Source organism: Cupriavidus campinensis (assembly GCF_905397395.1).
Classification (GTDB): domain Bacteria; phylum Pseudomonadota; class Gammaproteobacteria; order Burkholderiales; family Burkholderiaceae; genus Cupriavidus; species Cupriavidus campinensis.
Window position 1 is genome coordinate 1 of record NZ_CAJPVH010000085.1, and the last position, 14,455, is coordinate 14,455.

Sequence of the window (14,455 nt, forward strand, 5' to 3'; positions counted from 1 at the left end):
GGGCAGCGGCCCGTGTCGGGGCCGGGGCCGGCGACGACATGGCCAGCTTCGGCGCGGCATGCAGCGGGGCCGGCACGGCGGCGCGACGGCCGTCCTCGCCACCCAGCGTGAACACCGACACCACGTTCTTGAGCTTCTGTGCCTGTTCCTCGAGCGCGCCGGCGGCTGCCGCCGCTTCCTCGACCAGCGCCGCGTTCTGCTGCGTCACCTGGTCCATCTGGTTCACGGCCTGGTTCACCTGCTCGATGCCGGTGGTCTGCTCCTGCGACGCCGCGCCAATCTCGTTCATGATGTCCGTCACGCGGCGCACGGCCTGGACGATCTCGCCCATGGTCTGGCCGGCCTCGGCCACCAGACGCGTACCGCTTTCCACGCGCTGGCCCGATTCGCCGATCAGCGTCTCGATTTCCTTGGCGGCGTTGGCGCTGCGCTGCGCCAGGCTGCGCACCTCGCCGGCCACCACGGCAAAGCCACGGCCCTGCTCACCGGCTCGCGCCGCTTCCACGGCGGCATTCAGCGCCAGGATGTTGGTCTGGAAGGCAATGCCCTCGATCACGCCGATGATCTCGACCACCTTGCGCGAGGCGCCGTTGATCTCGTTCATCGTATCCACCACGCGGCCCACCACGTCGCCGCCCTTCATGGCGATCTGCGACGCCTCGCCAGCCAGCACGCCAGCCTGGCGCGCGTTGTCGGCGTTCTGGCGCACCACCGTGGTCAGCTCCTCCATGCTGGCCGCGGTCTGCTCCAGCGACGACGCCTGTTCCTCGGTGCGCTGCGACAGGTCCGTGTTGCCGGCGGCAATCTGCTGCGTGGCCGAGGCAATCGAATCGGTGCCGCCGCGCACTTCCGCGACGATGCCCGACAGGCTCTCCTGCATCTTCGCCAGCGCCTGCATCATCCGGCCGACCTCGTTCTTCGACATGCTGACGATGCGCGAAGTCAGGTCGCCGCGCGCCATGCGCTCGAACACGTCGAGCGCTTCCTCCACCGGGCGCACGATCGCACGGTTCAGCATCACGGCCGCCATGAAGGCCACCACGATACCGGCCAGGATCAGGGCGATCGACAACAGGCGAATGTTCTCAAAACGGGCCTGGGCGGCTTCGAAGCTGCCCTTCGCCACGTTCATCTGGAATTTCTCGAGCTTCTCGTGCGCCGCGGACATCGCGCGCTGGAGGTCAGGCAGCACGTCGCGGGCCAGGCGCAGGGCCTCCTCGCGGTTGCCGGCGACCAGCGCCTGCTGGAGCGGGGTCACGCCCTTCTCGAAGAAAGCCTGGCGCGTGGCGGCCAGCGGGGTGGCGAGGGTCTTTTCCTCATCGCCCTGGGGCAATGCCGAATAGCGCTTCCAGCCGGCGTTGGACGACTCCACGAAAACCATGGAGCGCTCCACGTGCTTCTTCATGTCGTCGTTCTCGCTGCCGGGCATCACGCCACGGTCCAGCGCCAGGCGCAGCCGGGTGGTGCCCAGCATCGCCTCGCTCAGCGAGAGCGCCGAGGCAAGCTGGTTCGAATAGGTTTCCTTCAGCGCATCATTGGTTTGCGAGATGCCATGCAGCCCAGCCCCGCCAACGAGCAGCAGGATTGCGGTCAGCACGACCATGGCGCCCCGCAAAAGTGTCTTGATCTGAATATCGTTGTGAAAGGACATGATTCGCTGAATGAAAAGGAGGAAACCCGGCGCCCTCCCGGCACCGGTCCGGCAGGCGGACACCCCTGGCAGCCTGCTCAAGACACGATAACGGCGCGGTCTCAACCATCCTTGAGGCAACTGGCAAATGGAATTCCCGGTGTGGATAAGGGACCCCAGGCGAATGCGCAAAATGCGGTGACATACACCGCACATATGCACCGGATGCGTTGCACAAAACATCCGCCTGAAACAGGCGAATTGTCCGAAATGCAGCAGAATCCGAAACGCGCCGGCAGGGCCGTTCAGCGCCCGCTGAATATCACCGCCTTTTGTACGCGCGTCCGTACGTGGCCCTGTGGTATCGATGGATATCCTGACCGCCCGGGTATTCGCCCTGGCGTTACCGGGAATGCCCCTCGGCAAATGCCGGGGGGGCGACAGTTCACCCCGATAAAAGTTCAGGGGATTAAGTGATTTGAGACTTTTCGCAAATTAGCCCCCAGCGCGGAAAAGGGATTTGCAGTACCAGGTCCAGCGGTTATAATGCCCACGACTATTCGCGGACCCATCTATAAATCGAGGCTTGGAAATGGCGACCTATCAGGAAATCGTTCAGAAAATCAGCGAACTGCAGAAGCAGGCGGAAGAGATCAAGTCGCGCGAGCAGGCGGCTGTGATTGCCGATATTCGCGAAAAAATCGAACAATATGGCCTGACTGCCGACGATCTTGGTTTTGGCAGCGGCAAGGCCGTGGCCAGCAAGAAGGCCGCGCGCAAGGTGCCGGTGCGCTATCGTGACAGCGCGGGCAATACCTGGACCGGCCGTGGCAAGCGTCCGGGCTGGCTGACCCAGGCCCTGGCCAACGGCAAATCGGTGGAAGATTTCCTGATCCGCTGATCGCCGCGTCCACCGCACCAACAAAAAACCGGGCCAAGGCCCGGTTTTTTGTTGCGATTCGTTTTGTTCCGCTACGTTATCCCCACCGCCGCAGAAACGGGTACGCGCCCGTCATCGGTCAGCCCGCAAACCCGTTCGGGTTCATGGACTGCCAGCGCCACGAGTCCTCGCACATGCGGTCGATGTCATGCTGGGCGCGCCAGCCAAGCAGTTCCCGGGCAAGCGCCGGATCGGCATAGCAGGAAGCGATATCACCCGGCCGCCGTGCCACGATCTCGTAGGGAACGGGCCGGCCGCTCGCGCGTTCGTAAGCCTTCACCACCTCCAGGACGCTGTAGCCCCGGCCGGTGCCGAGGTTCACGGTCATGCCGCGCGGCTGCTCGCGCAGGTATTTCAGGGCCGCCACATGGCCGTCGGCCAGGTCGCAGACGTGGATATAGTCGCGCACGCCGGTGCCATCCACGGTGGGATAGTCGCCGCCATAGACGCTCAGTTTCTGCCGGCGCCCGCCCGCCACCTGGGCCACATAAGGCATCAGGTTGTTGGGAATGCCGCCCGGGTCTTCGCCAATCAGCCCGCTTTCATGGGCGCCAACCGGGTTGAAATACCGGAGATATCCGATTCGCCAGCTTTCATCCGAAATCTCGAGATCGCGCAGAATCTGCTCGCCCATCAGCTTGGTCTGGCCGTACGGATTGGTCGCGGAAAGCGGAAAATCCTCGAGGATCGGCACGGCATGCGGATTGCCGTAGACCGTGGCCGACGAACTGAATACCAGTTGTTTCACGTTGGCCGACTGCATCGCCGCGCAAAGCGTCAACAATCCGTTGAGATTGTTGCTGTAATACTCGATCGGCTTGCTCACCGACTCGCCAACCGCCTTCAGCGCGGCAAAATGGATCGCGCCGGAAATCTTGTGTTCGGCGAACAGCTTGTCCAGCAACGCGCGGTCACGCACGTCACCTTCGACAAAATTGGGCGTCGCGCCGGTAATCCGTGCCAGGCGTTCGACAACCGCCCGGTTGCTGTTACAGAGATTATCGATACCGACAACGTTGTAACCCGCTTGGTGCAGTGCCACCCAAGTGTGGGAAGCAATATAGCCGGTGGCACCGGTCAGCAGTAAGGTCTCAGCCATGGAAAGGATCAGGGTCAGAAATGGGTTCGGGGGCGATGCCACGCGCCGGATCAGGCGCTTTACGCGGGGCGCTCATCATAGCCGGCGCGGGTTACGCCGAACATATCACGGCTGCATCACAGCGCCATCGTCAAGACGGCTGAGGCGCGGTGGACGCGGCCGGGGGCAGGCCGGCACGTGCCTGCCAAGCCTCATAGGCGGCGTGCAGCCGCCAGCCGGACTCCAGATCGCGCATGCCCAGCACCTGGGCCACCCTGGCCGGAGCGGTGCCGGCATCAAAGTGCATCGCGCCGCACGTATTGCGCAGCGTCTGCGGCGACGCCCGCTCGCGCCGCCCGGCCAGCACGCCGGCCTCCTCTAATAGCAACTCCACCCGACGGTAGATGGATGCCGCATGCATCGGCCGCCCGTTTGCCATCGCCGGGAAGACCAGTTCGCCGAGCGTGCCGGCGGCCGCGCGCAACGCCAGCCAGTGACGCAGCGGCGCATCGGCAAATGGGAACAGCGGCACGGTATAGGCGCGGCCGTTGTCCGGGCGCACCATGCGCAGGGCCAGCCCGGCGCCCTCTTGCGCGCCCTCTTGCGCGCCCTCTTGCGCGCCGCCTTCCCCCCTTTCGTCCAATCCGTCGATGGTCTCCACGCGCAGTGCCCGCACCTCGGCCACCTTCAGGCCGCCGCCCAGCAGCACGGCAATCAGCGCCACATCGCGCGCCCGCTTCCACTGCGTGGGCGAAATCCCGCGCGACAGGTCCGGACGCTCAAGCCCATCAGGCGACAGCACGCGCGCAACCAGCAGGTCCCGCTCGCCCGGCAGCAGGAAGGCCGTGGGGTCGTTGTCGCCCTCCGCCAGATGATTCTTCACCGCCTGACTCGCAGGATTGTGCAAATTCTGTTGCAGCAGCGACAGATGGTGAAAAACCCGCTCGATCAGCCGCGCATAACGATAGCGATGGCGCTTGTGCAAGTCCTGGGCATCGAGAAACGCGCCAATCTGGCCCGCCGACCACGTCAGCGGCGGCAAACCCTGCTCGCCGGACCAGCGCAGCAGCTTGCCCCACATCGCCCGATAGACGACGGCAGTGCCGTGCCGGAAACCGTGGCTGGCCAGCCAGCCATCGAACGCGCGCTCGGGTTGACGGTGCCAGGCGTCGAGGTCGGCATCGAACAGGGCATCGGGTTGCGGGTCGGCCCCGGAAGGCGTGGTCAAGGGCGCTCCTGAATGACGCGCCGCGAAAAAGCGGCGATGCGTGCATTGTAGACAACCCGGCACACGAAGCCGCTTGCAAAACGCCGCGGCGCCGTGATACCTTGCCATCCACTATGCAACCAGTTGCATAATTACGCGATACGATTCCCAACGACGTGATCGGAGGAGACCCGATGCGAAACCTCTCACTCGCGCCCGCCGCGGCGCAATCGCTGGATACATGGCACACGATGATCGCCACCCACAATATGGACGCGCTCGATTCCATCGTCGCCGACGAAGTGGTGTTCCGTTCCCCCGTGGCGCACACGCCCTACCCGGGCCGCGCCGCCATCCAGCTGGTGCTGACCACGGTGAACGAGGTCTTCGAGGACTTCCGCTACCACCGCAGCTTCGTCGGTGACGACCAGGCGAGCGTGGTGCTCGAATTCAGTGCCAATGTGGCCGGCAAGGCGCTGAAGGGCATCGACATGATCCGTTTCGATGCCACCGGAAAGATCGTTGAATTCGAGGTCATGGTGCGCCCGCTGAGCGCATTGCAAGCGCTTGGCGAGGCCATGGGCGCCCGCCTCGGCGCCCAGAAACACATCTTGCGGGGCGCCTGAGCGACTCGTTCTTCACGCATATCTGCATATCTTTCAGAGGAATCCCACCATGGCCCTGCCCGCCCTGCTCCAGAACCTGTCGCTGCCGGCTGTCTGCTCGCCGCTGTTCATCATTTCCAATCCCGACCTCGTGATCGCCCAGTGCAAGTCCGGCGTGGTCGGCTCGTTCCCGGCGCTGAACGCGCGCCCGGCCGAGAAGCTCGAGGAATGGCTGGACCGCATCACCACGGAACTGGCCGAGCACGACGCCAGGCACCCGGACCGCCCGTCCGCGCCGTTCGCCGTGAACCAGATCGTGCACAAGTCGAACGACCGCCTCGAGCACGACCTGGAACTGTGCGTGCGCTACAAGGTGCCCATCGTCATCACGTCCCTCGGCGCGCGCAAGGAAGTCAACGACGCCGTGCACTCGTATGGCGGCATCGTGCTGCATGACGTCATCAACAACACCTTCGCGCGCAAGGCGATCGAGAAGGGCGCGGACGGGCTGGTCGCCGTGGCCGCCGGCGCGGGCGGCCATGCCGGCACGCTGTCGCCGTTTGCGCTGCTGCATGAAATCCGGGAATGGTTCGATGGCCCGCTGCTGCTGTCCGGCGCCATCGCCAGCGGCAACGCCGTACTGGCCGCGCAGGCCGCCGGGGCGGACCTCGCCTATATCGGCTCGGCCTTCATCGCCACGCAGGAAGCCAACGCCCAGGACGCCTACAAGCAGATGATCGTCGACAGCTCGGCGGACGATATCGTCTATTCCAACCTGTTCACGGGCGTACACGGTAATTACCTGCGCAACAGCATCGTGCGCGCGGGGCTTGACCCCGAGGCCCTGCCCACCTCCGATGCCTCGAAGATGAATTTCGGCTCGGCGAGCGTCAAGGCGTGGAAAGACATCTGGGGCGCCGGCCAGGGCGTGGGCGCGATCAAGCGCGTGGTGCCGGCCGGCGAACTGGTGCGTCGATTTGTGGAGGAATATGCACTCGCCCGCCGCCGCCTGGGGTTGGCCGAGGCAGCGCCGGCCAGCGCGGCCTCCGCGCTCGACGTAGCCTGACGGTAGCGTTTAGGCGTTGTCGCTGGCGGCCGGTGCCGCCAGCAACGGCAGCAGGTCCTTGGCCCACTGCACCCAGTCTTCCTCGTAGCGGATGCCGCGCCTGAGCAGCGCATGATGGATCTGCCGCGTGCGGTCGGCCTGCCCGACCGCGAAATCCTTCTGCTCGATCTTGAGAAACGTCTCAAGCCGTGCCTCGTGCAGCGCGATCAGGCGCGCCATCTCGTCGGCCAGTCCAAGTGGCCCGATGGCAGCATCTGCACGTAGCTTCACCAGAATTTCCTCACGCTGATCCAGCCCCAGCCCGGGGGCGAGCACCCAGCGCGCCAGTTCGTCGCGGCCAGCCGGCAACACGCGATACACCTTCTTGCGACTCTTCTTCTCCACGCCGTCGGCCTCGGCGGGCTCGCCGTTGCTCACGCTGTTGCCCTGCTCATCGGCGGCAATCCAGCCGTGATCGGCCATGCGGCCCAGTTCCCGATAGATCTGCTGGTGCGTGGCGTGCCAGAAATAGCCGATGGACTTGTCAAACCGGCGCGCGAGGTCGTAGCCGGAGGACGGCTTTTCGATCAGCGAGATCAACAGGGCGTGCTGGGTAGACATGAGGCGGGATCTGGGTGCGGGGGCCTGGCATGAAGGTTGCGATCCTGCCCCACGGTGAGCGGGTCAGGTCGTGGCGAAGCTGCCCGGTATGGTAACGCGCAAGTCACGCGGCGTCATGCCGTTAACCCATGGGATACGCGCTTGTTGCGGCCCAGGCGTCGGCAGCACGCGCCGGCGTCTATTTATGACAATTTAGACAATTGTCTCGAAACAGATCTAAAAAAAACGAAATGGCATTTCCCGACCGCTTGCAATACATTCCAGACATTGCCACCCGCATGCGCGCGCCCCTTTGCCGGCCCAACGTTCCGCGTCATGCGTCTCCCGGGAGTTGTCTATGAACGCAAGACCGGAATTTGCCGAAGGCTCCGCCGCTGGCGAAGCCGCCGCGCCTGCCCCCGCGGCCCGCGCCCGCGCCGGTTCGGCCCCGATTTACTACCGGCTGCCCGATACGCCGGAAGGGCATCACATCAAGGAATATGCAAGCGGGCTGCGCCAGCTTGTGCGTTTTGTCGGTGTCGAGGAACAAGTGGTCAAGTACAGCCTGACCTGATTTCCCGCACACCGGCCCGTGTCGGTTGTCTCCTCCTGTCCCTCCGGGACCTGGGATTTCTGCCCGCAACTGGTTTGCGGGCTTTTTCTTGGGCATAAAAAAACCGGCCCATCGGGCCGGTTCCCAGTACTGCTTACTGCGTACTGCGTACTTCAGTGCTGCAACGATCAGTCCACCGTCGCGCCGGAGGCCTTCACGACCTTGGCCCACTTGGCGGACTCGGACTTCATGAAGGCGGCGAGCTGGGCCGGCTTTTCCGGGTTCGGCTCGGCGCCTTGTTCGGCCATCTGCTTCTTCACTTCCGGCATGGCGAGGATCTTCACCACTTCGGCGTTCAGGCGGTCGACGATCGGCTGCGGCGTGCCGCCCGTGGCGTACAGCGCGAACCACGACGTGGCTTCGTAGCCCGGCACGCCGGCTTCGGCCACCGTCGGCACGTCCGGCAGGGCCGGCGAGCGCTTGCCCGAGGTCACGGCGATGGCGCGCAGCTTGCCGGCCTTCACGTGCGGGTACGACGACGGCATGTTGTCGAACATCAGGCCGATCTGGTTGCCCAGCAGGTCGTTCACGGCCGGGGCGCTGCCCTTGTACGGAATGTGCTGGATGTGCAAGCCGGTCATCGAGTTGAACAGCTCACCCGAGAGGTGCATCGACGAACCGCTGCCCGACGAGCCGTACGACAGCTTGTCCGGGTTGGCCTTCACGTAGGCGATCAGCTCCTTCACGTTGTGCACCGGCACCTTCGGGTTCACCACGACGATGTTCGGCACCATGGCCACGCGCGTGATCGGCGCGAAATCCTTCACCGGGTCGTACGGCAGCTTGGAGTACAGCGACTGGTTAATGGCGTGCGTGCCGATGGTGCCCATGAACAGCGTGTAGCCGTCACCCGGGGCCTTGGCGGCCAGCGAGGCGCCGATGTTGCCGCCCGCGCCCGGACGGTTGTCCACCACCACGGGCTGGCCCAGCACCTTGCCCAGTTGCAGGCTGACGATACGCGCCAGGATGTCGGTGGTGCCACCGGCCGAGAACGGCACGATCATCGTGATCGGCTTGGTCGGATAGGTGCCCTGCGCCTGCGCGCCGCCCACGGCAGCAATGCCGGCGGCCAGTGCCACGCCAGCGGCCAGCAGGCGTCTGCGCGCCTTCGAAGGTTGATTGGTCATGCTCATCTTGTGCTCCAGGAATGAAATGCTCGCCAACGGCTGGGATAAGCGCCGCCGGCGCAAAGCTTTGAATCGCTATTTCCGCCCCGTGCCAGGGCGGGCATCTTTCTTATACGGGTGCCACGCCGAGCGTGGTTCCGCCGCAGACGTACAGCACCTGTCCGGTCACGAAACCATTCTCGGGCGAGAGGAAGAACAGCGAGGCACGCGCCACGTCTTCCGGCGTTCCCATTCGTTTCACGGCGATGCTTGCCAGGATGCGCCGTGTCTGTTCGCTGCCCTCCGGATTGCTCCGGCGGAACAGCTCGGTGGCGATGGGACCCGGTGCCACGGCGTTGACGGTGATACCGTCGCCGCCCAGCTCCATCGCCAGCGTTCGGGTCATGCCAACCAGCCCGGCCTTGACCGCCGAATACACCACGCGGTCGGGCTTGCCCAGCGCCGCGCGCGAGGCCATGTTGACGATGCGGCCAAAGCCGGCCGCCCGCATCGCGGGCAGGCAGGCCTGGGTGAGCAGCATGGTGGCCTGCAGCGTCAGACCCACCACGTAGTCTAGGTCGGCCGTGGTGGCCGTGTCGGCCGTGCCGGGACGAGTGGCGCCGGCATTGTTCACCAGCCGCGTCACGGCAAAGCGGGACGTCACCTGCGCCGCCGCCGCGCGCGTGGCGTCGGCGTTGGTCAGGTCGGCCTGGAAGAACGTCATGTTGGGGTGCGACCACGCGGGTTCCGCGTAATCGACATTGACCACCTGGGTCACGCCATCGGCCAGCAGCATTTCTGCAATGGCGCGGCCAATACCGGAACTGGCGCCGGTGACAAGCGTGGCAACGGGAAGGGACATCTCGGTACTCCGTACCGGCAACTACAGCCGGGTCCGTCAGAAAAAGATGCGGCCAGCCGGCGAGCCCGTCGGCCCGGCCGCATTGCTCTACCTCGTTGGGGAAGAGACACCACTGAAACTTCCCATCCGGGTAAACGGCAGGAAGCGGACGAAACTTGAGGGGCGCCGGGCGCCCCTCAAGTCCGTCAAGACACGTTCAGCAACGGTCAGACGCGTTCGATCACCATGGCGATGCCCTGGCCCACGCCGATGCACATGGTGCACAGCGCGTAGCGGCCGCCGGTGCGATGCAGCTGGTACATCGCCGTGGTCACCAGGCGGGCGCCGCTCATGCCGAGCGGGTGGCCCAGCGCGATGGCGCCGCCGTTGGGGTTCACGCGCTTGTCATCGTCGGCAATGCCGAGCTGGCGCAGCACGGCCAGGCCCTGTGCAGCAAACGCCTCATTCAGTTCGATCACGTCGATCTGGTCCAGCGACATGCCCAGCTGCTTCATCAGCTTCTGGGTGGCCGGTGCCGGGCCGATGCCCATCACGCGCGGCGCCACGCCGGCGGTTGCCATGCCGACGATGCGGGCACGCGGGGTCAGGCCGTGCTGCTTCAGGCCGGCCTCGCTGGCCAGCAGCAGCGCGCAGGCGCCGTCGTTCACGCCCGAGGCGTTACCGGCGGTAACCGTGCCGTCGGCACGAACCACGCCGCGCAGCTTGGCCAGCGCTTCCATGCTGGTGGCACGCGGGTGTTCGTCGCGCTCCACTACGATGGCATCGCCCTTCTTCTGCGGAATCGTGACGGCGGTGATTTCCTGGGCCAGCGTGCCGTCGGCCTGGGCGCGGGAAGCCTTCTCCTGGCTGCGCAGCGCCATCAGATCCTGGTCTTCGCGGCTGATCTTGTAGTCCGTGGCCACGTTCTCGGCGGTCTCGGGCATCGAGTCCACGCCGTAGGCGGCACGCATCGCCGGGTTGATGAAGCGCCAGCCGATGGTGGTGTCGAAGATCTGCGCATCGCGCGAGAAAGCCGAGGCGGCCTTGCCCATCACGAACGGGGCGCGGCTCATGCTTTCCACGCCGCCGGCAATCATCAGCGTGGCTTCGCCGGACTTGATGGCGCGCGCGGCCGTGCCGGTGGCGTCCATGCCGGAGCCGCACAGGCGGTTGATGGTGGCGCCGGGCACGGCCTCAGGCAGGCCCGCCAGCAGCGACGACATGCGCGCCACGTTGCGGTTGTCCTCGCCGGCCTGGTTGGCGTTGCCGTAGATCACGTCGTCGATGGCGGACCAGTCCAGGTTCGGGTTGCGTGCCATCAGGGCGCGCAGCGGCACGGCGCCGAGGTCGTCCGGGCGCACCGCGGACAGGCTGCCGGCATAACGGCCGATGGGGGTACGGATGGCGTCGCAGATAAAGGCGTCGGTCATGTTCTGTCTCACTCGTCTTTGGTATGGGTCAGGCGGCCACGGGTTGCAGCAGCGGCACGCCGGTCAGGCGCTGGAGTTCGTCGAAGGTGAGGCCGTCGACGAGGTCGCGGGCGACCAGGCCGTCCGGCGTCACGTCGATGGTCGCCAGGTCGGTGTAGATCCGCGTGACGCAGCCGATGCCCGTCAGCGGGTAGGTGCACTCGCGTACGACCTTGCTTTCGCCCTGCTTGGTCAGGTGTTCCATCATCACGAACACCTGCTTGGCGCCGATGGCCAGGTCCATCGCACCGCCCACGGCGGGGATGGCGCCCGGCGCGCCGGTGTGCCAGTTGGCCAGGTCGCCGGTCTGCGAGACCTGGAACGCGCCCAGCACGCAGAAGTCGAGGTGACCGCCACGCATCATCGCGAACGAGTCGGCATGGTGGAAATAGGAGCCGCCGGGCTTGATCGTCACCGGCTGCTTGCCGGCGTTGATCAGGTCGCCGTCTTCCTGGCCGGGCGCGGGCGCGGGGCCCATGCCGAGCAGGCCGTTTTCGCTCTGGAGCAGGATTTCACGGTCGGCCGGCAGGTGGTTGCCCACCAGGGTGGGCAGACCGATGCCGAGGTTCACCACGGCGCCGTCGGGAATGTCTTGGGCCACGCGGGCGGCCATCTGGTCGCGGGTCAGGCGGTTCATTGTGATCTCTCCTTGGCTTCAGGCGGCTTGATCGGCGTTGGCGGCCTGGGCGGCGCCATCGATCTTGACCACGCGCTTGACGAACAGGCCCGGCGTGACGATGTGCTCGGGGTCCAGTTCGCCCAGTTCCGCGATGTGGCTCACCTGCACGATCGCGCATTTGGCGGCCATGGCCATGATAGGCCCGAAGTTGCGGGCGGTCTTGCGGTAGGTGAGGTTGCCCCAGCGGTCCGCCGTGTCGGCCTTGATCAGCGCGAAGTCGGCGTGGATCGGCGACTCGAACACATAGCCCTTGCCGTCGATGATGCGGGTTTCCTTGCCTTCGGCCAGCGGGGTGCCGTAGGCGGTGCGGGTGAAGAACCCGCCGATGCCGGCACCGGCGGCGCGGATGCGCTCGGCCAGGTTGCCCTGCGGCACCAGTTCCAGCTCGATCTCGCCGGCGTGGTAGAGCGAGTCGAACACGTACGAATCCACCTGACGCGGGAACGAACAAATGATCTTGCGCACGCGCTTGGTCTTGAGCAGCGCGGCCAGGCCGGTGTCGCCGTTGCCGGCGTTGTTGTTGACGATGGTGAGGTCGCGTGCGCCCTGTGCGATCAGCGCGTCGATCAGCTCGGCCGGCATGCCGGCCATGCCGAAGCCGCCAATCAGGATCGTGGCGCCGTCGTGGATACCGGCCACTGCCGCTTCCACCGAGTCATATAGCTTGTTGATCACTTGCGTTCCAGTACGGAAAAGTCCGGCAGCGAAGGCCGGGACCAGCCGCAAGGGGGCGGCACGCAAAACTGTCTCCGGCGTCATGCAGGACGGGGCGTCCGCGCCGTCTGTCCCATGCTAGGCATGGTGGCGGGCGCAGACCGGGTCCAACAATCTTGGTGTTGTCTTGGCGGCCGTCTGGGCGGCCATGAGTGCATCTGAAACCTGCGAATCCTGCAAAATAAGTTCGCTATTCGAACTCCAATTCGCAGACTGAACAAAGGTTACACCCGGCCCGGAAACAGGGTCAAGGCGGCCCGACCCGTGGCGGGCGATAATCGCACCCCTCGGCGAGGGGCGCCGCCATCCTTTCAGGGTAGACGCAGGACGGCCTGGCTGCCGCTTACGCCGGCGCGTACCTCCAGGCGCACATCGATGCGCTCGCGCAGTTCGGTCACGTGCGAAATGATGCCGACCAGCCGGCCCGCCTGCTGGAGGTCCAGCAGCGTGCGGATCGCAAAATCGAGGCTTTCCGGGTCCAGCGTGCCGAAACCTTCGTCCACGAACAGCGTGTCGAGCTGGATGCCGCCGGCGCGCGACTGCACCACATCGGCCAGCCCCAGCGCCAGCGACAGCGAGGCGAGGAACCCCTCCCCGCCAGACAGCGTATTGGCTGGCCGCGCGCTGCCGGTGTCATGGTCGAACACCTCCAGGTCGAGCCCGCCCGCCACGCGCTGGTCGCCCTGCTCGCGCACGCGCTGCAAGGCGTAGCGGCCCCGGCTCATGCGCATCAGCCGCAGGGACGCCGCCTCGAGCACCTCGTCCAGCAGCGTCGCCAGCACAAAGCGCTGGAACGTCATGCGGCGCGGATTGTTGCCGTTGGCCACCTCCGAGAGCCGGCCCAGCACGGCGTAGCGCGCCTCCACATCGCGGCTGTCCTCGGCCAGCGCATCGAGCAGGGCCTGGCATTGCAGCAGCGCATCCCGCGCGGCGGCGAGTTCGGTGCGCTGGCGGATGGCATCCTCCAGCTGCACGGCTGCCGTGTCGCGTGCGGCCAGCAGCGCGGGCAGGTCCGGCGCGGCGATGGCCTGGGCGATGGCGGCGGTGCGCGCGCGGTGCTCGGCAGCGGTGGCCAGATCGATATCGAAACGGCGCACGGCTTCGTCGAGTGTGGCGATGGCGTCCGGCGCGAGCGTGGCGGCTGCGTAGGCCGCGGCATCGGCGAACCCGGCCAGCGCCAGCGCATCGGCCAGCTCGGTGTCGCACTGGACCGTGCGCGCGTCGGCCTGGGCCACGTGCTGCTGGGCCGATGCCAGCGCGGCCTCGCTGCCGGAGAGCATCGTCGCCGCCTGCCGTTCCGCGGCTTGGGCCACCTGCAACGCCGCTTCCAGCGCGCCGGCGTGGCGCCGGGCCGCTTCGAGCGATGTGGCGATCACATCGGGGTCACGCGATTCCGGCGGCACCAACGCGCTGGACGCCTGAAATTCAGCCTCTCGCTTGTCCCGCTCCTGCGCGGCGACGCGCGCCTGCGCATCGGCGGCGCTGGCGGCGGCCTCGGTGGTGGCGAGCGCCGTCCGGCCCTGCGTGGCCGCCGCTTCCAGTTCCTGCGCACGCTGGGCAGCCGCTTCCGCCTGCGTCGCGGCGGCGGTCAGCGCGGCCACGTCGGCCTCCAGCCGGCGGGCCCCGTCCTCCGATACATCCTCGATCGCTTCGGCGATATCGGCCAGCCGCTGCTGTGCCTGCGCGACGTCCGCGTCGGCCTTCTGGCGTGCCGCCGTGGCCTCGGCGAGCGCCTCGTCGGTACGCTGGAGCGCCGCGCGGCTCGCGTCGAGGTCGTCATCGGTCACCAGCGCCAGCACCTGCTGCGCCAGCGCCGGATGGTCAGTGCCACCGCACACCGGGCAGGCATCGCCACGATGCAGGCCAGCGGCCAGCCGCGCCGCCTGCCCCACGCGCCAGGCGGCTTCCGACTGCGCCAGCGCGGCCCG

The 14,455-nt window shown here is 66.4% G+C and carries 14 protein-coding genes; 4 read left to right on the forward strand and 10 right to left on the reverse strand.

The window, feature by feature from the left end; all coding sequences use genetic code 11:
- On the reverse strand, positions 1-1,651 hold a 1,651-nt coding region (locus tag KHO18_RS26405), incomplete at its 3' end, for a methyl-accepting chemotaxis protein (RefSeq protein ID WP_211944174.1).
- Positions 1,652-2,222: 571 nt separating this feature from the next.
- Here KHO18_RS26405 and KHO18_RS26410 point away from each other — a divergent pair.
- Positions 2,223-2,531, forward strand: coding sequence for an H-NS histone family protein (locus KHO18_RS26410; RefSeq protein ID WP_144199831.1), 309 nt, complete (start codon positions 2,223-2,225; stop codon positions 2,529-2,531).
- A gap of 118 nt (positions 2,532-2,649) precedes the next feature.
- Here KHO18_RS26410 and galE read toward each other — a convergent pair whose 3' ends face one another.
- Both galE and KHO18_RS26420 read right to left on the reverse strand, forming a co-directional pair.
- Positions 2,650-3,669 (reverse strand): UDP-glucose 4-epimerase GalE, encoded by a 1,020-nt coding sequence (gene galE, locus KHO18_RS26415; protein WP_144199829.1) that lies wholly within the window; start codon positions 3,667-3,669, stop codon positions 2,650-2,652.
- 130 nt (positions 3,670-3,799) lie between these two features.
- Entirely contained in the window at positions 3,800-4,876 is a 1,077-nt protein-coding gene (locus KHO18_RS26420) for a tyrosine-type recombinase/integrase (protein ID WP_211944175.1), read from the reverse strand.
- Between the two features lie 173 nt (positions 4,877-5,049).
- On the opposite strand from KHO18_RS26420, the gene KHO18_RS26425 reads away from it, so the two are divergent.
- Entirely contained in the window at positions 5,050-5,481 is a 432-nt protein-coding gene (locus KHO18_RS26425; protein WP_092295976.1) for a nuclear transport factor 2 family protein, read from the forward strand.
- 49 nt (positions 5,482-5,530) lie between these two features.
- A complete protein-coding gene (locus KHO18_RS26430; protein WP_144199825.1) occupies positions 5,531-6,526 on the forward strand; it encodes an NAD(P)H-dependent flavin oxidoreductase in 996 nt (331 codons plus the stop codon).
- A gap of 9 nt (positions 6,527-6,535) precedes the next feature.
- Here KHO18_RS26430 and KHO18_RS26435 read toward each other — a convergent pair whose 3' ends face one another.
- Positions 6,536-7,126: a PadR family transcriptional regulator gene (locus KHO18_RS26435; RefSeq protein ID WP_144199823.1), complete on the reverse strand. Its 591-nt coding sequence runs from the start codon at positions 7,124-7,126 to the stop codon at positions 6,536-6,538.
- A 337-nt stretch (positions 7,127-7,463) separates the two neighbouring features.
- Between KHO18_RS26435 and KHO18_RS26440 the strand changes: the two genes are divergently transcribed.
- A complete protein-coding gene (locus KHO18_RS26440) occupies positions 7,464-7,679 on the forward strand; it encodes a hypothetical protein (RefSeq protein ID WP_144199821.1) in 216 nt (71 codons plus the stop codon).
- A 167-nt stretch (positions 7,680-7,846) separates the two neighbouring features.
- Here the strand turns inward: KHO18_RS26440 and KHO18_RS26445 are convergent, their stop codons facing one another.
- The 6 genes from KHO18_RS26445 to KHO18_RS26470 form a co-directional block, all read right to left on the reverse strand.
- The gene (locus KHO18_RS26445; protein WP_144199819.1) at positions 7,847-8,851 is read right to left on the reverse strand and encodes a Bug family tripartite tricarboxylate transporter substrate binding protein; all 1,005 of its coding nucleotides are present in this window, start codon (positions 8,849-8,851) and stop codon (positions 7,847-7,849) included.
- A gap of 103 nt (positions 8,852-8,954) precedes the next feature.
- Positions 8,955-9,686, reverse strand: coding sequence for an SDR family NAD(P)-dependent oxidoreductase (locus tag KHO18_RS26450; RefSeq protein ID WP_144199817.1), 732 nt, complete (start codon positions 9,684-9,686; stop codon positions 8,955-8,957).
- Between the two features lie 206 nt (positions 9,687-9,892).
- Complete coding sequence (pcaF, locus tag KHO18_RS26455) at positions 9,893-11,095, reverse strand: 3-oxoadipyl-CoA thiolase (RefSeq protein ID WP_144199815.1); 1,203 nt, start codon at positions 11,093-11,095, stop codon at positions 9,893-9,895.
- A 28-nt stretch (positions 11,096-11,123) separates the two neighbouring features.
- The gene (locus tag KHO18_RS26460) at positions 11,124-11,771 is read right to left on the reverse strand and encodes a CoA transferase subunit B (RefSeq protein ID WP_280527778.1); all 648 of its coding nucleotides are present in this window, start codon (positions 11,769-11,771) and stop codon (positions 11,124-11,126) included.
- An 18-nt stretch (positions 11,772-11,789) separates the two neighbouring features.
- Positions 11,790-12,488, reverse strand: a complete 699-nt coding sequence (locus tag KHO18_RS26465; protein WP_144199811.1) for a 3-oxoacid CoA-transferase subunit A — start codon at positions 12,486-12,488, stop codon at positions 11,790-11,792.
- A gap of 350 nt (positions 12,489-12,838) precedes the next feature.
- Positions 12,839-14,455: AAA family ATPase (locus tag KHO18_RS26470; protein ID WP_211944176.1), on the reverse strand; the 1,617-nt coding region annotated here is incomplete at its 5' end.

What these genes read in the sequence shown, in the direction of transcription:
- KHO18_RS26410 (WP_144199831.1), top strand. Translation starts at nt 2,223, where the DNA reads ATGGCGACCTATCAGGAAATCGTTCAGAAAATCAGCGAACTGCAGAAG.
- galE (WP_144199829.1), bottom strand. Translation starts at nt 3,669, where the DNA reads ATGGCTGAGACCTTACTGCTGACCGGTGCCACCGGCTATATTGCTTCC.
- KHO18_RS26425 (WP_092295976.1), top strand. Translation starts at nt 5,050, where the DNA reads ATGCGAAACCTCTCACTCGCGCCCGCCGCGGCGCAATCGCTGGATACA.
- KHO18_RS26430 (WP_144199825.1), top strand. Translation starts at nt 5,531, where the DNA reads ATGGCCCTGCCCGCCCTGCTCCAGAACCTGTCGCTGCCGGCTGTCTGC.
- KHO18_RS26435 (WP_144199823.1), bottom strand. Translation starts at nt 7,126, where the DNA reads ATGTCTACCCAGCACGCCCTGTTGATCTCGCTGATCGAAAAGCCGTCC.
- KHO18_RS26440 (WP_144199821.1), top strand. Translation starts at nt 7,464, where the DNA reads ATGAACGCAAGACCGGAATTTGCCGAAGGCTCCGCCGCTGGCGAAGCC.
- KHO18_RS26445 (WP_144199819.1), bottom strand. Translation starts at nt 8,851, where the DNA reads ATGAGCATGACCAATCAACCTTCGAAGGCGCGCAGACGCCTGCTGGCC.
- KHO18_RS26450 (WP_144199817.1), bottom strand. Translation starts at nt 9,686, where the DNA reads ATGTCCCTTCCCGTTGCCACGCTTGTCACCGGCGCCAGTTCCGGTATT.
- pcaF (WP_144199815.1), bottom strand. Translation starts at nt 11,095, where the DNA reads ATGACCGACGCCTTTATCTGCGACGCCATCCGTACCCCCATCGGCCGT.
- KHO18_RS26460 (WP_280527778.1), bottom strand. Translation starts at nt 11,771, where the DNA reads ATGAACCGCCTGACCCGCGACCAGATGGCCGCCCGCGTGGCCCAAGAC.